Source organism: Streptomyces sp. NPDC054847 (assembly GCF_053610925.1).
Genome location: NZ_JBSGZJ010000129.1, coordinates 1 through 16,369 on the forward strand (window position 1 = coordinate 1; position 16,369 = coordinate 16,369).

Sequence of the window (16,369 nt, forward strand, 5' to 3'; positions counted from 1 at the left end):
CCGCGAAATCAGCCCCGCCGGCGATTGAGGCGCGGGGGTCCGGGGGCGGAGCCCCCAGGTTCGGGAAGGGGCGGGTAGGGGAAACGGCCCCGCGCAGCGGACCCGCTACCTCCGGTCCAGCCGCAAGCGTTCCGCCCGTGGCAGCCCCGCCACCACCAGGTCGTACGAGTCCTCCACCAGCTCCCGGACCAGCCGGTCCGGCAGGCGGCCCACCGTCACCGTGTTCCAGTGGCGCTTGTTCATGTGCCAGCCGGGCACGATCACGCCCGGGTGGTCCGCGCGCAGCCGGACCGCGAGGTCCGGGTCGCACTTGAGGTTGACCGTGAGCGGTGCGGCGTCCAGCGCGCTGAGCGCGAACATCTTGCCGAGCACCTTGAAGACAGAGGTCTCCGGCCCGAAGGGAAACTCCTCCACCGCGGCGTTGAACTCGAGGCAGAACGCCCTCAGCTGCTGTGCCTTCATCCGGTCATCCGCTCCTCGGTCACCTGTTCCACCGGCTCGGAGAGCACCGTCACGATCTTGTTCCGGCGGCCGGCGGGGGACTCCGCGGTGAGCCGCAGGGCGCGGCCGTCCGGCAGGTCCACGACCGCCTTGGCACCGGCGATCGGGACCCGGCCGAGCGCCTTGGCCAGCAGGCCGCCGACCGTCTCCACGTCCTCGTCGTCGAGCTCGTCGGCCCCGAGGCCGTACAGCTCGCCGAGGTCGCCGATGTCGAGGCGGGCGGTGACGCGGAAGCAGCCGTCGCCGAGCTCCTCGACGGGCGGCAGCTCGCGGTCGTACTCGTCGGTGATCTCGCCGACGATCTCCTCGAGGATGTCCTCGATGGTGACGATGCCCGCCGTGCCGCCGTACTCGTCGATCACGACGGCGACGTGGTTGCGCTTCTGCTGCATCTCGCGGAGCAGGTCGCCGGCGTTCTTGGTGTCGGGCACGAACACCGCGGGCCGCATCGTCGTGGAGACGACGTCCGCCTCCGAGTCGCGATTGATGTGTGTCTTGCGGGCCAGGTCCTTGAGGTACACGACACCGACGATGTCGTCCTCGTTCTCCCCGGTGACGGGGATGCGGGAGAAGCCGGAACGCAGCGCCAGCGTCAGCGCCTGGCGGACGGTCTTGAAGCGCTCGATGGAGACGAGGTCGGTGCGCGGCACCATCACCTCGCGCACCAGGGTGTCGCCGAGTTCGAAGACGGAGTGCACCATGCGGCGCTCGTCGTCCTCGATCAGCGACTCCTGCTCCGCCAGGTCGACCATCGCCCGCAGTTCGGCCTCGGACGCGAACGGCCCCTTGCGGAAGCCCTTTCCGGGGGTCAGGGCATTGCCGATGAGGATCAGCAGCTGCGGTACGGGACCCATCACCCGGGCCAGCGGCAACAGCACGTACGCCGCGACGGTGGCCGTGTTGAGGGGGTGCTGGCGGCCGATGGTGCGCGGGGAGACGCCGACGGCGACGTAGCTCACGAGCACCATCACGGCGATGGCGACGAGCAGTGCCGACCAGGTCTCCGCGAACTCCTCGAGGCACACGTAGGTGACGAGCACCCCGGCCGCCATCTCGCACGCCACCCGCACCAGCAGGGCGACGTTGAGATAGCGGGTGGGGTCCGCGGCGACCTGTTCGAGCTTGTCCGCTCCGCGGCGGCCGGACCGGACGGCCTCGGCCGCGCGGAAGCTGGAGACGCGGGCGAGGCCCGCCTCCGCGCATGCGGCCAGCCAGGCCACGACGACCAGTGCGACGGCGCCGGCGATCAGTTGGCCGCTCATGAGACGGTCGGCGCAGGAGAAGGACCGGTGTGGCCCTTCTCCGTCCGCCAGCCGTCGACGATCGCGGCCTGGAGACCGAACATCTCGGCCTTCTCGTCCGGCTCCTCGTGGTCGTAGCCGAGCAGGTGCAGCACCCCGTGGACGGTCAGGAGCTGGAGCTCCTCGTCCATGGAGTGCTGCGTCGGCGCCTCTTCGCCCTGCTTCTTCGCCACCTCGGGACAGAGCACGATGTCGCCGAGGAGACCCTGCGGGGGCTCCTCGTCGTCCTTGGACGGCGGACGGAGCTCGTCCATCGGGAAGGACATCACATCGGTCGGACCCGGCAGGTCCATCCACTGGATGTGCAACTGCTCCATGGCTTCGGCGTCCACGACGATCACCGAGAGCTCGGAGAGCGGGTGGATACGCATCCGCGCGAGGGCGTAGCGGGCGATGTCGAGGATCGCCTGCTCGTCGACCTCGGTTCCGGACTCGTTGTTGACGTCGATCGACATGGTGCGCGTTGACTACTTCCCGTTTTGGCCGTCGTACTTCTCGTACGCGTCGACGATACGGCCGACCAGCTTGTGCCGTACGACATCCTGCGACGTGAGCCGCGAGAAGTGGACGTCCGGGACGCCGTCCAGGATGTCCTGCACCTGGCGCAGGCCGCTCTTCGTCCCGCCAGGAAGGTCGATCTGGGTGACGTCGCCGGTGATCACGATCTTCGAGTCGAAGCCGAGCCTGGTGAGGAACATCTTCATCTGCTCGGGGTTCGTGTTCTGCGCCTCGTCCAGGATGATGAACGCGTCGTTGAGCGTGCGTCCACGCATGTACGCCAGGGGCGCGACCTCGATCGTGCCCGCCGCCATCAGGCGGGGGATGGAGTCGGGGTCGAGCATGTCGTGCAGTGCGTCGTACAGCGGCCGCAGGTACGGGTCGATCTTCTCGTACAGCGTGCCGGGGAGGAATCCGAGACGCTCGCCGGCCTCGACCGCGGGGCGGGTCAGGATGATGCGGTTGACCTGCTTGGACTGCAGCGCCTGGACGGCCTTGGCCATGGCGAGATACGTCTTGCCGGTACCGGCGGGGCCGATGCCGAACACGATCGTGTGCTTGTCGATCGCGTCGACGTAGTGCTTCTGGTTCAGCGTCTTCGGGCGGATGGTGCGGCCGCGGCTCGAGACGATGTTCTGGGTGAGGACCTCTGCCGGGGTCTCCGTCCCGCCCACGCCCTCTTCGGCCGCTCTGAGCATGGCGATCGAGCGTTCCACTGCGTCCTCCGTCATCGGCTGCCCGGTGCGGAGCACGAGCATCATCTCGTCGAACAGGCGCTGGATCAGAGCGACTTCCCGCGCGTCGCCGACCGCGCTGACCTGGTTGCCCCGGACATGGATGTCGGCCGCCGGGAAGGCCTTCTCGATCACGCGCAGCAGGGCGTCACCCGAGCCCAGAACCGTCACCATCGGGTGCTTGGCCGGGACGGTGAAGTGGGCTCGCGCCTGGCCCGGCGCGGGGGTCTGGTCTGTCGGTGTCTGAGTCATGGGCCGGCTCTGTGGCCTGCACATACCTCCCGTTGCAGGGTTCTCGCTGCTCGACAACCTCTGGAACACCAAGGGTACGACGCGCCGCTGACAAGGCCGAAGGCTTTTACAGGACCCGCTCCGGCCGCTCTCCGCCGTCTGCGGGCCCGCGGGGGCCCTTTTTGCGGCGGAGCGGGCACGGAGGTGCTCGTCAGGCAGAGCGCCCGAAGCCGATCGTCGGGACCGCGCGGCGCAGCGGCCAGGGCCTGGCGGGGGCGGGCAGCAGCCGCTCCAGGAAGCCGTAGCGGCTCAGGGCCGCCGGGTCCTGGCCGGTCGTGGCCTGCACCTGCTGCCACCAGGCGGCGACCTCGGACCAGCCGGGCGCGGAGAGGGAGCCGCCGAACTCCTGCACGGACAGGGCGGCGGTCAGGCCGGCGAACGCGAGGCGGTCGGCGAGGGGCCAGCCCGCCAGCGTGCCGGTGACGAATCCGGCCACGAACACGTCGCCCGCGCCCGTCGGGTCCAGGGCCTCCACGCTCAGGGCCGGGACCTCGGCGCTCTCGCCGGTGGCGCCGTCGACCGCGTACGCCCCTTCGGCGCCGAGGGTGACGACCGCGAGCGGTACCCGGTCGGTGAGGGCGCGGGCGGCGGCGCGCGGGCAGTCGGTGCGGGTGTAGCGCATCGCTTCCGCCGCGTTGGGCAGGAACGCCTCGCAATGCTCCAGGTCGGCGAGGTCGTCCGGGTCCCAGCGGCCGGACTCGTCCCAGCCGACGTCGGCGAAGATGCGGGTGCCCTTGCGGGCGGCCTGGGCGATCCACTCCGCGCGGGTGCCCGGCGTGAGGGAGGCGACCGCGGCGCGGGCGGGCGGCGGGCAGTCGGGGGCCGACTCGGAGGGCGGGGCCTCGTGGCCGTGGGTCACCATGGTCCGTTCGCCCTCGTAGGCCATCGAGACGGTGACCGGGGAGTGCCAGCCGGGCACGGTGCGCGAGAGGCCCAGATCGATGCCCTCGCCCTGCTCGAGGGCGTCCCAGCAGTACTCGCCGTAGTGGTCGTCGCCGAAGGCCGCGGCGAGGGACGTGCGCAGCCCGAGGCGGGCGAGGGCGGTGGCCATGTTCGCGACGCCGCCGGGGCTGGATCCCATCCCGCGGGCCCATGACTCGGTGCCGCGTACGGGGGCGGAGTCGAGGCCGGTGAAGATGATGTCGAGGAAGACGCTGCCGGTGAGGTAGACGTCGCAGTCCGGGTCGCCGGGCGCGCGAAGGCCCGCGAGGGGATCGAGGCAGGTGCCCGCGACATCGCTCCGGCAGGTCGTCCTGGGCAGTTGCTCTCCGCTGCGAATGGTCACCGTGCGCGCTCCCATAAGTGGTGCAGTTCCAGCCAGTCTGCCCGACGGCACCGACAGTCGGCCGGAAGGAAGTGCCGCGGCCGTGCGGGCGCTTGGTCCGCTCACCGGCGGGCTTCGCACCATTGACGCTCCGGTGTTCGCGTACCTAACCTCTGTTCTCATACATGTACGTGATGTCTGTGTACGCGATCCCTGGAGAGACAGCATGGGGCAGGACCTGACCATCACCGAGGTACGGCTCACCCCGATCCTGGTCGCCGACCCTCCCCTGCTGAACACCCAGGGTGTGCACCAGCCGTACACCCCGCGGCTGATCGTCGAGGTCGTGACGGCCGGCGGCGTGACGGGCGTCGGCGAGACCTATGGCGACACCAAGTACCTCGACCTGGCCGCCCCGCTGGCCGACGCGCTGCCCGGCCACGCCGTCTCCGACGTCAACGCCCTGCACCGGCTGGCGGAGCGCGTCTGCGGCGACTCGCCGGAGGCCACAGGCGCGGACGCCGTGGACGTCGGCGGGCTGCGCGGCGTACAGACCACGGACAAGCTGCGTCTGTCGGTGGTGTCCGGCTTCGAGGTGGCGTGCCTCGACGCACTCGGCAGGACGCTCGGGCTGCCCGTTCACGCCCTCTTGGGCGGCAAGGTCAGGGACGCCGTCGACTACAGCGCCTACCTGTTCTACCGCTGGGCCCGGCACCCGGACGGTGCGGGCGAGCCGGACGACTGGGGCGCCGCGCTCGACCCGGCCGGCATCGTCGCCCAGGCCCGGCGCTTCGCCCGCGAGCACGGTTTCACGTCCTTCAAGCTCAAGGGCGGCGTCTTCGAACCGGAGCAGGAGATCGCGGCGGTCCGGGCGCTCGCGGAGGCCTTCCCGGGGCAGCATCTGCGGCTCGATCCCAACGGCGCCTGGTCGGTGGAGACGTCGCTCAAGGTCGCGAAGGAGCTCGGTGGCGTCCTGCAGTATCTGGAGGACCCGGCCAGCGGCACGGCCCGGATGGCGGAGGTGGCCGCCGGCACGGACGTGCCCCTCGCGACGAACATGTGCGTGACCACCTTCGCCGAGATCCCCGAGGCCTTCGCCCGCGGCGCAGTGCAGGTGGTCCTCTCCGACCATCACTACTGGGGCGGGCTCCAGGCGACCCGGGAACTGGCCGCGGTCTGCCGGACGTTCGGCGTGGCGCTGTCGATGCACTCCAACACCCATCTCGGCATCAGTCTCGCCGCGATGACGCATGTCGCGGCGGTCGTGCCGAACCTGGACCACGCCTGCGACAGCCACTACCCGTGGCAGACCGAGGACGTCGTCACCGAGCGGCTCACCTTCCGGGACGGCCGCCTGGCCGTGAGCGACCTGCCCGGACTGGGCGTCGAGCTCGACCAGGAGCGGCTGGCCCGGCTGCACAGGCGCTGGCTGGACGACGACGGCTCCATGCGTGATCGGGACGACGCGGCGGCGATGCGGGTGGCGGAGCCGGGGTGGACCGCACCGCCGGTGCCGCGCTGGTGAACCCGGGCACGCCCGCTGCCAGGTGGCGGGCCGGCCGTCGGGCAGCGGGCCGCTACGGACCCGCGCCACGCCACGGCCGGACGCCGCGGAGCCGCCGGAACGCTACGGAGCCCCCGCCCGCCACGGCACGGCCGGACGCAGGATGCCCAGCAGCATCCGGACCAGTTCGTCGACGAGGTCGTCGAGCGTCGCGTCCACCCACCCGACCGTCCAGTCGTGCAGCAGCCCGTTGACGCTGCCGATGAACGCGGCCGCCGCCACCCGGTAGTCGCGCGGATCCGCCTCCCCGCGTTCCACGGCCGTCGCGGCCTGCGCGCAGATGAAGTCCACCCACCGGGACCGGCGCGCCAGCCGCTGCCGCTCCATCTGCGGGCTGACCCCGACGATCTCGAGGAACGTGATCCGGATACGCCGGGGATCGCCCGTCACGTTCGCCGCGTACGCGCGGAAGACGGCCGTCGCCCGCTCCGCCAGCGGCAGGTCGGCGGCATCCGCGAGCGCCGCGAGCGCCGCCTCCTCCGCCCAGTCGTTGACCTGGAGGTGCAGCGCCGCGAGCACCTCCTCGAGGCTGCGGAACTCCTCGTAGAACTGACGGGTGGACAGGCCCGCCGCGTCGCTCAGCGCCGCCACGGTCGTCCCGCGGTAGCCGGGCGTGTCGCCGAACAGCTGGAGGCCGGCGTCGAGGAACCGGCTGCGCCGCTCCGCCCGGCGTTCCTCCGCCGACCTGCCTCCGTAACGGCCGGTGGGCTGTCTGACCTTGCCCGCCACTGGCACCTCCCTCGTCGTCGCGGACCCATTTTCACGTGTCCGGGGTCTTGTGAAGCCTGCCACCGGCTCGTTACTTTCCAGTAGCCCAATCTGAACGGATGCGTTTTCAGACTGCGCCCGCGCCATGGGGCCGCCCTTCATGGAAGGAACGACGATGTCTCTGTCCAGCACCAGGCGGGCCGTGGGTGCGGCCGTCGCCGTCCTGGCCCTGGCCGTCACCGGTTCGGTGACTGCGAACGCGGCTCCGGCGGCGGTCACTTCGGGACCGGCGGGCGTCGCCGGCCCGGCGGGCGAGCAGGCCGCGGGACTGCGGGAGGTGATGTTCGTCGGCAACAACTGGGACGGCACCGCCGATGTCATCGAGGCCCGGGGCGACTTCGGGAGGATCGGCCGCGTCAACGTGATCCCCGACAAGGAGGAGCGGCTGCGGGAGATCCACCTCAACCCGCTGAAGCTGGCCTTCTTCCTCGGCATCCGCCAGGGCCCGGGGGAGGGTCACGACCAGTTCGTCGACGACATGTACTCGACCCCGGACGGGACCGCCATGGTCGTCTCCCGCCCCAGCTTCGCCGACGTCGTCTCGATCGACCTCGCCACCGGCAAGATCAACTGGCGGTTCCCCGTCTCCGGCTTCCGCTCCGACCACATGGCCGTCTCCCCCGACGGCACGCGTGTCGCCGTCTCCGCCTCGACGTCCAACACCGTGCACGTCCTCGACATCGTGACCGGCGAGCAGACCGGGTCGTTCAAGACCGGCGACAAGCCGCACGAGAACGTCTTCACCGACGGCGGCAGGTACCTCTGGAACATGTCCATCGGCGAGGTCAACACCGCGCTCGACGCCCCCTGGCTCGACTGGACCAAGGGCGACCGGCGCATCACCGTCGTCGACACGCGGACCTATCAGCAGGTGAAGGTCATCGACATGCGGGAGCGGCTCGACGCCTTCGGCCGCGAGGACCTCTCCGACTCCGTCCGGCCCGTCGCCCTCACCCCTGACGAGTCCAAGCTCTACTTCCAGGTCTCGTTCTTCAACGGCTTCGTGGAGTACGACGTGGCCACGGACCGCGTGACCAGGGTCAAGACCCTGCCGAAGAACCCGGCGACCAGCGAGGACCGCACGACCTGGGTCAACGACTCACGCCACCACGGCATGTCCATGAGCCCCAGCGGCGACAAGCTGTGCGTCGCGGGCACGATGGACGACTACGCCACCGTCGTCGACCGGGCGACCCTGCGGGAGAGCCCGCCCGTACCCGCCTCCAAGCCCTACTGGGCGACCGTCAGCGGCGACGGCAGGTCCTGCGTCATCTCCGAGAGCGGCTCCGACTCCGTCACCGCGATCGACTTCGCCACCGGGAAGAAGGTCGCGTCCGTCGCCGTCGGGGACCACCCGCAGCGGGTGCGCATCGCCCATGTGCCGGCCGGCTGGACAGGCCCCGCCACCGGCTGAACCGGCCCACGCGAACAGGAACCGCGCCGCGGACGACCGCGAGGGGCCGTCGCCTCAGGACCGCTTGGGCACCGGAATGCGCCACAGGTCCCTGGCGACGGTCACCTCGCCGTCGAAACCCGCCGCCCGGGCCTGCCGCTCGAACTCGGCGGCGGCGTCGGTGTAGCGCTGCGAGAAGTGCGTCAGCACGAGGTGGCGTACGCCGCCCCGGTGCGCGACGGCACCTGCCTGACCCGCGGTCAGATGGCCGTGCTCGGCGGCCAGCCGGCCGTCCTCGTCGAGGAACGTCGACTCGATGACGAGCATGTCGCAGCCCTCTGCGAGCACATGCACGCCGTCGCAGAGCCGGGTGTCCATCACGAACGCGAACCGCTGGCCCCGGCGCACCTCGCTCACGTCGTCGAGCGTGACGCCGCCGAACTCGCCGTCCCGCTGGAGCCGGCCCACGTCCGGGCCCTTGATGCCGTGCGCGGCCAGCTTCTCGGGCAGCATCCGGCGGCCGTCCGGCTCGACGAGCCGGTAGCCGTACGACTCGACGGGGTGCGACAGCCGGTGCGCGTGGAGCGTGTACCCGCCGGTCCGCGCGACGACGCCGTCGGCGGCGACCGGGACCTCCTTCAGCTCCACCGTCTCGCGGTACGCCGTCGCGTACCGCAGCCGGTCGAAGAACCGCTGCCCGCTCGCCGGGTAGTGCGCGGACACCGGGTGCGGCACCTGGTCGAGATTGATCCGCTGGATCACACCGGCGACACCGAGGGAGTGGTCACCGTGGAAGTGCGTGACACAGATCCGGTTGATGTCGTGCGCGGACACCCCGGCGCGCAGCATCTGCCGCTGGGTGCCCTCGCCGGGATCGAAGAGAAGTCCCTCGCCGTCCCAGCGCAGGAGATAGCCGTTGTGGTTGCGGTGCCGGGTCGGGACCTGGCTGGCGGTGCCCAGCACCACGAGTTCGCGTACGGACACTGCGCGGTCCTCGTCTAGCCGGGGGGCCACTCGAGGCCGCGGCCTCCGAGGACGTGCGCGTGGGCGTGGAAGACGGTCTGCCCTGCGCCGGACCCGGTGTTGAAGACGATCCGGTAGCCGCTCCGGTCCGCCTTCTCGTCGGCGGCGACCTGCCCGGCCTCGTGCAGCACGTCGGCGGCCAGCTGGGGCGCGCCGACGGCGAGGGAAGCGGCGTCCGCGTAGTGCGCCTTGGGGATGACGAGGACGTGCGTGGGAGCCTGCGGGTTTATGTCGCGGAAGGCGAGGGTGGTCTCCGTCTCACGGACGACCGTGGCGGGCACCTCCCCTGAGACGATCTTGCAGAACAGACAGTCCGCCTGCGGTTCTCCGGCCATTCCCCGGTCCTCCCTCGAGCTCGACCACTTCCGTCGGCATGCTATCGGCCCGGCCGCCTCCGGCACCGCCCGGGCGCGGCCCGCCCGTCTCCGGCCAAGGGGCCCGGAGGGCGGACCGGGGGCCCGGCAGCGACTACGGAAGGGACGGCGGCTGCTTCGCAGGGGTCGACGCGAGTGCCTCCAGCGCAAGACGCACCGCCTCGTCCAGTTGCGGGTCGCGTCCCGCCGCGTGGTCCTGCGGGGCGGGGACGACCTCGACGTCCGGGTCGACGCCGCGGTTCTCCACGTCCCAGCCGTAACCCTCCAGCCAGAAGGCGTACTTCGGCTGGGTGACCAGCGTGCCGTCGACGAGGGAGTAGCGGCTGTCGATGCCCACGACGCCGCCCCAGGTGCGCGTGCCGACCACGGGGCCGATGCCCAGCGCCTTGATCGCCGCGTTGACGATGTCGCCGTCGGAGCCGGAGAACTCGTTGGCCACGGCGACGACCGGGCCCCGCGGCGCGTCCAGCGGGTAGCTCGACGGCTGCATGCCGCGCGGCAGGTCCCAGCCCACGATGCGGCGGGCCAGCTTCTCGACGACGAGCTGTGAGGTGTGCCCCCCGCGGTTCTCCCGCACGTCCACGACCAGGCCGTCCTTCGCCACCTCGACCCGCAGGTCGCGGTGGATCTGGGCCCAGCCGGGGGCCTGCATGTCGGGCACGTGCAGATAGCCCAGGCGGCCGCCGGACTTCTCGTGCACGTAGGCGCGCCGGTCGGCGACCCACGCGTGGTACCGCAGGGGTTCCTCGTCGGCGAGGGGGACGACCACGGCGTGCCGGGGGTCGCCGCCGCCCGCCGGTGAGACGGTCAGTTCGACGGCCTTGCCGGCCGCGCCGACGAGCAGCGGCCCGGGGCCCCTGACCGGGTCGACGGGCCGGCCGTCCACGGCGAGGAGCGTGTCACCGGCGCGCAGGGCGACGCCGGGCGCGGCCAGCGGCGAGTGCGCGTGGGGGTCGGAGGACTCGGAGGGCAGGATGCGGTCGATGCGCCAAGTGCCGTCCTCGGTACGGGAGATGTCCGCGCCGAGCAGGCCCTGCCGGGTGGACGCGTCACCGTGGTCGCCGTGCGGGACGACGTACGCGTGCGACGTACCGAGCTCGCCCTGCACCTCCCACAGCAGGTCGACGAGGTCGTCGTGGGTCGCGACGCGGTCGAGGACGGGCCGGTAGCGCTCGAGGACGCCCGCCCAGTCGACACCGCCGAGGTCGGGCCGCCAGAAGTGGTCCCGCATGAGTCGCCCGGCCTCGTCGTACATCTGCCGCCATTCGGCGGCCGGTTCGACGGTGCGGCGCACCCGGGACAGGTCGACGGTGATGCTCGCGGCGCTGTCGTTGTCCCCGTCGTCGTGCGAGGCCTCGCGGTCGCTGGGAACGACCTTGAGCTTGTCGCCGGTGTACAGCAGCAGCCGCTTGCCGTCGCCGCTGACGCGGAAGTAGGAGGCGTCGGAGGCGAGTTCCTCGACCCGCTGCTGCCCGAGGTCGTACCGCTCCAGGGTGGTCCGCGGCCCCGGGTCGTCGGCGGTGGCGCGGCCTGCGCCGAGGACGCCGCGCAGCGGGTGGCGCAGCCAGAGCAGTCCGTCCTTGGCCGCGCGCAGGGTGGAGTAGCTGGCGGCCTCGACCGGGAACGGCACGATGCGGTCGGCGAGCCCGTCGAGGTCGATCCGGGTGGCGGGCGCCGAGCCGTCGTCCGTCTCCGACGAGGCGTCCTTGTCCGCTTCGAAGGGCCGCCCGTGCCGCTGCGGGCCGAAGGGGGAGGGTGTGGTGGCCGCCAGCGTGATCAGGTGCGGCCGGCAGCCGCCGACGAAGGCGAGGTCGAAGACGTGCGCGTCGTAGACGGGGTCGAAGGCCCGCTCCGAGAGGAACGCGAGGTGCTTGCCGTCGAGGGTGAACGCCGGCTGGAAGTCGGCGAACCGCAGCGGTGTCGCCTCGGAGACGCTCAGATCACCGGTGTTGGCGAGTTTGATCTGCCGCAGCGGGCTCGGGCCGGGGTGCGACCAGGCGAGCCATGCCGAGTCGGGCGAGAAGACGAGGCCGTCGGCGTCGCCGTGCTCGCTGCGGTCCACCTCGCGGACCTCGCCCGTCTCACGCTCCACGAGGAGTACCCGGCCGTCGTGCGAGGCGACGGCGGCACGGCTGCCGTCGGGGGCGACGGCGAGTGACAGCACCCGGCCGAGCCGGCCCGCGGCGAGCCTGCGCGGAGTGGCGCCGGGGGCGGTACCGGTGGCGGGCGCGAACTCGAGCGCGTCGTCGCCCTCCGCGTCGGTCACCCACACGACGTACTGCTCGCCGTCGACACCGAACGTACGCGGCAGCCTCGCCCGTACGCCCGGTTCGACGGCGAGCGAACGCGCGGGCCCTCCGCGGTGGGTGACCCAGTGGATGCCGCCGCGGATCTCCACGGCGCTGCCGCGGCCGGTGTGGTCCGGGTCCGCGGCGCCGAGGTGGTGGCCGGCGTCGATCGGCCGTGGCTGGAGATCGGTGCGCTGGCCGCCGAGCCGGATGTCCAGACGGCGCGGCTGCTCGCCGTCCAGGCCGTCGAGCAGCCACAGTTCGCCGGCGCAGGCATAGGCGACACGGGTGCCGTCGGTCGCCGCGTGGCGGGCGTAGAAGCCGTCGAGGCCGGTGTGGCGGCGCAGGTCCGAGCCGTCGGGCAGGGACGAGTAGAGGGCGCCGACGCCCTCGTGGTCGGAGAGGAACGCGACCCGCTCGCCCACCCACAGGGGGTACTCGACGTTCCCGTCGAGGTCCTCGTGGAGGCGTACGAACTCGCCCTCGGTCTCCCCCTCGATCCACAACTTGCCCGCCGTGCCGCCGCGGTAGCGCTTCCAGGCCGCGGCCTCGCGCCCCATGGTGGCCGACAGCAGCAGGGTGCGCGGGCCGTACGCGACGCCGCCGACGGGCCCGTACGGGAGGACTCCGGCGGGTCCGCCGTCGAGCGGCACCGCGTGCGCCCAGGTGCGGCGCAGCGACGCCTGCCCGTGCGTGGTGAGCGCCAGGACCCTGCCGTCGGGGGTCCAGCCCCGTACTGAGGTCCTGGCGCTGCCCCAGTGGGTGAGCCGGTCGGAAGGGCCGCCGTCGACGGGCGCCAGGTGGACCTCCGGCGTGCCGTCGCGGTACGAGGACCAGGCGATACGGGTGCCGTCGGGTGAGATCCTGGGGTGGTTCACGGGCATGTTGTCGGCGCTCACGCGCCACGCCCGGCCGCCGTCGAGCGGCGCGACCCAGACGTCGTCCTCGGCGGTGAAGGCGATCAACTCGCCGTGCAGATGCGGATACCGGAGGTAGGCAGGGTGCGTCACACCGTCACCCTAGGCAGGTGGGAGCCTCAAGGGTGCGGTTTTTGGATCACTTGCCCGGAAGAGCGGTCACCGTTTCCGTGACGGTGACCGTGACGGTCGGGTACGGCCTCCCGGGAGCGGGAGGCTCGCCGGCCGGCGCACTGCTCGGTGCGGCGCTGCAGTCGCCGAGCATGGTCGCCTGAAAGACGATCTTCTTCTCGATCCTGGCGGTCAGATCGCCGCGGACACACTTCCCGCCGCGTTCCTCGGTCACCTTGCCGGTGACGGTGATGTCCTGACCGGATCCGGTCTCACCCTGGCAGTCCACGGTGGCACGTCCCGGACCGGCACCGGGCGAGGCCGTGGAACCCGGCGAGGCGGTGGCAGGGATGTCGGCCTTCGCCGTGCAGCTGAGCCAGGCGACCTCGAACTCGAGCCGCTCGAGCGTGCTGGTCGCGGTCAGGTCGGTCGTGACGGCCACGGCACCGGTGTTCAGCCCTCCTGCGGTGGGCTCACAGGCCACGAGGGCGGGAACTGCCGCTGCTGCGACGGCGATCGCGGCCAAGGCGCGCCGTGCTCTGGTCCGGGCGGGCATGACGCCAGAGTGCCAGCACCGCCCCGCCGGTAAAAGAGTGGTTGCGGCCATGGTGCGGCCCGTACGGTCGGGCCATGGCCAGGAAGCTCCGTCGCGCCCGCCGCCTCGTCGTGGACGCGGACAACGTGTACATGTGGTCGGTGAGGCACCGGCACACGCGGGACGACTCCGGAACCCGTGACTGCCGTACGACGCTGTGGCTGCGGCGCGAGGGGACGCAGCAGCGGCTGGCGGTCGTCTTCCGGGAAGGTCCCGGCCGGGTCGTGTCGGGCGGATACTTCGAGGCGGGTGCCGTGGTCTCCGGCGGGACGTGGCTGAATCTCTACGAGCCGGGCGTGGCACGGAGGTTCCTCGACGCGGCCACGACCCGCGGCCTCCTGCCGGACACGCCGAGAACGGTCGAGACCGACGGGTGGCCGCTGTTCGACGCGGTGGCCGCCGACGTCCCGGCGGCACCGGCGGGACCGGCGGACTGAGGCTCCGGACCGGCGCCTGCAAGGCCTGTTGCCGACGGACCGCCCCAACGGGCGGGCCGAGTCGACGGACCGCCGCCCCTGCCGGCCCGTTGAGCCCCCGGACCGTGTCTTCCGGCAGGCTGCGCCCCGGGACCGCCCCTACCGGCTGGGTCTCGGGCCGCCCCTGCCGGCTGGGTCTCCGGCCACCCCTACCGGCGGGCCGAGTCGACGGACCGCCCGTTCCGGCCGGTCGGGCCGACGCGCAGCCCCTACGGGCAGGCTGGGCCCCGGGGCCGCCCATCGCGGCTGGGTCTCGGGTCGCGCCCGTTCAGGACCAACGGCCGGTGCGGCCCAGCAGGAGCGCCGTCGCCGCCGTGCCGGCCGTGGATGTACGCAGCACGCTGCGACCCAGCCGGTACGGCCTGGCGCCCGCCTCCGCGAACAGGTCGAGCTCCTGCGGGGACACCCCGCCCTCGGGGCCGACCACGAGCACGATCGAGCCCTCCGTGGGGAGTTCCGCCGTGGCGAGCGGCATGGCGCCCTCCTCGTGGAGCACCGCGGCGAAGTCCGCGTCCGCCAGAAGTGCCGCGACCTGCTTGCTCGTTGCCGGCTCCGCGACCTCCGGGAAGCGGAGCCTGCGCGACTGCTTGCCCGCCTCACGGGCCGTCGCCCGCCACTTGGCGAGCGACTTCGCGCCGCGTTCGCCCTTCCACTGGGTGATGCAGCGCGCCGCCGACCACGGCACGAGCGCGTCCACACCGGTCTCGGTCATGGTCTCCACGGCGAGTTCGCCGCGGTCACCCTTGGGCAGCGCCTGCACGACGGTGATGCGGGGCGTCGGCTGCGGCTCCTCGGGACACTCGCGCACCTCGACCGTCAGACGGTCCTTGCCCTCGGTGGAGACGACGGTGCCCGACGCTCCGCGGCCGCCGCCGTCCGTGAGGACGATGTCCTCGCCCGGCTGGAGCCGGCGCACGGAGACGGCGTGCCGCCCTTCCGGGCCGTCCAGGACGACGGCCGCGCCGGGCGCGACGCCTGCGAGCGATTCGACGAGGAAGACGGGAGCGGTCATCACACACCACCGCCGAGCGACAGCGCGGCCCGCGCGGAGTCGGCCTCGGAGGCGAGCACCCCCACGAGTTGGGCGGCGGGCATCTCGCGCGCCAGCCGGTGCCCCTGGCCCGCCCACAGCGACATGCCCTGCGCGTCGCCCGCCTTCGCGGCGGCCTTGCGCAGCCCGCTCGTCAGATGGTGCACCTCGGGGTACGCGGCCGGCGCGTACGGACCGTGCTCCCGCATGAACCTGTTCACGAGGCCCCGCGCGGGCCGCCCGGAGAAGGCCCGGGTCAGTTCGGTGCGTACGAACAGCGGGTTGGTCATGGCCTGCTTGTGCACCGGGTGCGCCCCCGACTCGGGGCACACCAGGAACGCGGTACCGAGCTGGGCGGCGTCCGCCCCGGCCGCCAGGACCGCGGCGATCTGACTGCCGCGCATCAGTCCGCCGGCGGCGATGACGGGCATCTGTACGGTCTCCTTCACCAGTGCGAGAAGCGTGAGCAGTCCGTAACCGGACCCGTCGGTCGCGGGGTCGTCCCGGTGCGTGCCCTGATGGCCGCCGGCCTCGACGCCCTGCACGCACACCGCGTCGGCACCGGCCCACTGGGCCGCCTGCGCCTCCTCAGGCGTGGTGACGGTCACGATCGTGAAGGTGCCCGCCTTGCTGAACGACTCGACGACGCTGCGCGAGGGACAGCCGAAGGTGAACGAGACGACCGGGACGGGGTCGTCGAGCAGGATCGCGAGCTTAGCGTCGTAGCCGTCGTCCCGTCCCCTGTCGGGATCACCGAGCGGCGTCTCGTACCAGGCGGACTCACCGGCGAGCTGGTCCCGGTAGACGCCGACGGCGGCGGGGTCGGCGTTGCCGGGCTGCGGCATGAACAGGTTGACGCCGAAGGGCCGCGCGGTCAGCCCGCGGACCTGCTTGACCTCTTCGTACATCCCGTCCGCCGTCTTGTATCCGGCGGCCAGGAAGCCCAGCCCACCGGTCTCCGACACGGCGGCGACCAGCTGCGGACAGGAAGCGCCGCCGGCCATGGGTGCCTGCACGATCGGATGACGGCAGAGGCCGACCAGCGCGGATGACGACATGCAGGCATCGTGCCACGTCCCCGCGACGGGTCCGAATCCCCCATTCCGCGCAGCGGCCCCTGCGGGGCGTGTTCCCCTCCCCTACGGCCTGGCGGCCGTGGGGGCCCACTTCCCGAAACCGTGCTCCGCCCGGGCCGGGCACCGGGCTGCGCGCGGTGTTTCGGGGGCTCTGCCCCCGGACCC

Annotated in this window: 15 protein-coding genes; 3 read left to right on the forward strand and 12 right to left on the reverse strand. The window is 72.3% G+C overall.

What is annotated here, in order from left to right; translation table 11 throughout:
- Nucleotides 1–105 precede the first annotated feature (105 nt).
- The 5 genes from ACWGH4_RS15715 to ACWGH4_RS15735 form a co-directional block, all read right to left on the reverse strand.
- Entirely contained in the window at nucleotides 106–462 is a 357-nt protein-coding gene (locus ACWGH4_RS15715) for an MmcQ/YjbR family DNA-binding protein (RefSeq protein WP_453460595.1), read from the reverse strand.
- On the reverse strand, nucleotides 459–1,763 hold the full coding sequence (locus ACWGH4_RS15720) for a hemolysin family protein (protein WP_453460598.1): 1,305 nt from the start codon (nucleotides 1,761–1,763) through the stop codon (nucleotides 459–461). Before ACWGH4_RS15720 ends, ACWGH4_RS15715 begins: the two co-directional genes overlap by 4 nt.
- Nucleotides 1,760–2,257, reverse strand: a complete 498-nt coding sequence (gene ybeY, locus ACWGH4_RS15725; protein WP_360038459.1) for an rRNA maturation RNase YbeY — start codon at nucleotides 2,255–2,257, stop codon at nucleotides 1,760–1,762. The genes ACWGH4_RS15720 and ybeY overlap by 4 nt, the downstream gene beginning before the upstream one ends.
- A 12-nt stretch (nucleotides 2,258–2,269) precedes the next feature.
- Nucleotides 2,270–3,286: a PhoH family protein gene (locus ACWGH4_RS15730; RefSeq protein ID WP_441262930.1), complete on the reverse strand. Its 1,017-nt coding sequence runs from the start codon at nucleotides 3,284–3,286 to the stop codon at nucleotides 2,270–2,272.
- A gap of 190 nt (nucleotides 3,287–3,476) precedes the next feature.
- Nucleotides 3,477–4,610, reverse strand: coding sequence for a carbohydrate kinase family protein (locus ACWGH4_RS15735; RefSeq protein ID WP_453460603.1), 1,134 nt, complete (start codon nucleotides 4,608–4,610; stop codon nucleotides 3,477–3,479).
- A 205-nt stretch (nucleotides 4,611–4,815) separates the two neighbouring features.
- Here ACWGH4_RS15735 and ACWGH4_RS15740 point away from each other — a divergent pair, with 205 nt between their 5' ends.
- Nucleotides 4,816–6,114, forward strand: a complete 1,299-nt coding sequence (locus tag ACWGH4_RS15740) for a glucarate dehydratase family protein (protein WP_453460606.1) — start codon at nucleotides 4,816–4,818, stop codon at nucleotides 6,112–6,114.
- A 102-nt stretch (nucleotides 6,115–6,216) separates the two neighbouring features.
- On the opposite strand, the gene ACWGH4_RS15745 is transcribed toward ACWGH4_RS15740, so the two are convergent.
- Nucleotides 6,217–6,882 (reverse strand): TetR/AcrR family transcriptional regulator, encoded by a 666-nt coding sequence (locus ACWGH4_RS15745; RefSeq protein ID WP_453460609.1) that lies wholly within the window; start codon nucleotides 6,880–6,882, stop codon nucleotides 6,217–6,219.
- A 154-nt stretch (nucleotides 6,883–7,036) separates the two neighbouring features.
- On the opposite strand from ACWGH4_RS15745, the gene ACWGH4_RS15750 reads away from it, so the two are divergent.
- The gene (locus ACWGH4_RS15750) at nucleotides 7,037–8,335 is read left to right on the forward strand and encodes a YncE family protein (RefSeq protein ID WP_453460612.1); all 1,299 of its coding nucleotides are present in this window, start codon (nucleotides 7,037–7,039) and stop codon (nucleotides 8,333–8,335) included.
- 54 nt (nucleotides 8,336–8,389) lie between these two features.
- On the opposite strand, the gene ACWGH4_RS15755 is transcribed toward ACWGH4_RS15750, so the two are convergent.
- The 4 genes from ACWGH4_RS15755 to ACWGH4_RS15770 all read right to left on the reverse strand — a co-directional run bounded on the left by ACWGH4_RS15755 (nucleotide 8,390) and on the right by ACWGH4_RS15770 (nucleotide 13,583).
- Nucleotides 8,390–9,298 (reverse strand): ribonuclease Z, encoded by a 909-nt coding sequence (locus ACWGH4_RS15755; RefSeq protein WP_453460615.1) that lies wholly within the window; start codon nucleotides 9,296–9,298, stop codon nucleotides 8,390–8,392.
- Between the two features lie 14 nt (nucleotides 9,299–9,312).
- Nucleotides 9,313–9,672, reverse strand: coding sequence for a histidine triad nucleotide-binding protein (locus ACWGH4_RS15760; RefSeq protein ID WP_453460618.1), 360 nt, complete (start codon nucleotides 9,670–9,672; stop codon nucleotides 9,313–9,315).
- A 133-nt stretch (nucleotides 9,673–9,805) separates the two neighbouring features.
- Nucleotides 9,806–13,009: a S41 family peptidase gene (locus ACWGH4_RS15765; protein WP_453460621.1), complete on the reverse strand. Its 3,204-nt coding sequence runs from the start codon at nucleotides 13,007–13,009 to the stop codon at nucleotides 9,806–9,808.
- 46 nt (nucleotides 13,010–13,055) lie between these two features.
- Nucleotides 13,056–13,583, reverse strand: coding sequence for a hypothetical protein (locus tag ACWGH4_RS15770; protein WP_453460624.1), 528 nt, complete (start codon nucleotides 13,581–13,583; stop codon nucleotides 13,056–13,058).
- 74 nt (nucleotides 13,584–13,657) lie between these two features.
- Between ACWGH4_RS15770 and ACWGH4_RS15775 the strand changes: the two genes are divergently transcribed.
- Nucleotides 13,658–14,059 (forward strand): hypothetical protein, encoded by a 402-nt coding sequence (locus ACWGH4_RS15775; protein ID WP_453460627.1) that lies wholly within the window; start codon nucleotides 13,658–13,660, stop codon nucleotides 14,057–14,059.
- 307 nt (nucleotides 14,060–14,366) lie between these two features.
- Here the strand turns inward: ACWGH4_RS15775 and ACWGH4_RS15780 are convergent, their stop codons facing one another.
- Together ACWGH4_RS15780 and ACWGH4_RS15785 are read right to left on the reverse strand one after the other, a co-directional pair.
- A complete protein-coding gene (locus ACWGH4_RS15780; RefSeq protein ID WP_453460630.1) occupies nucleotides 14,367–15,110 on the reverse strand; it encodes a 16S rRNA (uracil(1498)-N(3))-methyltransferase in 744 nt (247 codons plus the stop codon).
- Nucleotides 15,110–16,186: a nitronate monooxygenase gene (locus ACWGH4_RS15785; protein WP_453460633.1), complete on the reverse strand. Its 1,077-nt coding sequence runs from the start codon at nucleotides 16,184–16,186 to the stop codon at nucleotides 15,110–15,112. The genes ACWGH4_RS15780 and ACWGH4_RS15785 overlap by 1 nt, the downstream gene beginning before the upstream one ends.
- Between the last annotated feature and the right edge of the window lie 183 nt (nucleotides 16,187–16,369).

Coding starts and splice junctions, on each gene's coding strand:
- ACWGH4_RS15715 (WP_453460595.1), bottom strand. CDS start 462: ATGAAGGCACAGCAGCTGAGGGCGTTCTGCCTCGAGTTCAACGCCGCG.
- ACWGH4_RS15720 (WP_453460598.1), bottom strand. CDS start 1,763: ATGAGCGGCCAACTGATCGCCGGCGCCGTCGCACTGGTCGTCGTGGCC.
- ybeY (WP_360038459.1), bottom strand. CDS start 2,257: ATGTCGATCGACGTCAACAACGAGTCCGGAACCGAGGTCGACGAGCAG.
- ACWGH4_RS15730 (WP_441262930.1), bottom strand. CDS start 3,286: ATGACTCAGACACCGACAGACCAGACCCCCGCGCCGGGCCAGGCGCGA.
- ACWGH4_RS15740 (WP_453460606.1), top strand. CDS start 4,816: ATGGGGCAGGACCTGACCATCACCGAGGTACGGCTCACCCCGATCCTG.
- ACWGH4_RS15750 (WP_453460612.1), top strand. CDS start 7,037: ATGTCTCTGTCCAGCACCAGGCGGGCCGTGGGTGCGGCCGTCGCCGTC.
- ACWGH4_RS15760 (WP_453460618.1), bottom strand. CDS start 9,672: ATGGCCGGAGAACCGCAGGCGGACTGTCTGTTCTGCAAGATCGTCTCA.
- ACWGH4_RS15770 (WP_453460624.1), bottom strand. CDS start 13,583: ATGCCCGCCCGGACCAGAGCACGGCGCGCCTTGGCCGCGATCGCCGTC.
- ACWGH4_RS15775 (WP_453460627.1), top strand. CDS start 13,658: ATGGCCAGGAAGCTCCGTCGCGCCCGCCGCCTCGTCGTGGACGCGGAC.
- ACWGH4_RS15780 (WP_453460630.1), bottom strand. CDS start 15,110: ATGACCGCTCCCGTCTTCCTCGTCGAATCGCTCGCAGGCGTCGCGCCC.
- ACWGH4_RS15785 (WP_453460633.1), bottom strand. CDS start 16,186: ATGTCGTCATCCGCGCTGGTCGGCCTCTGCCGTCATCCGATCGTGCAG.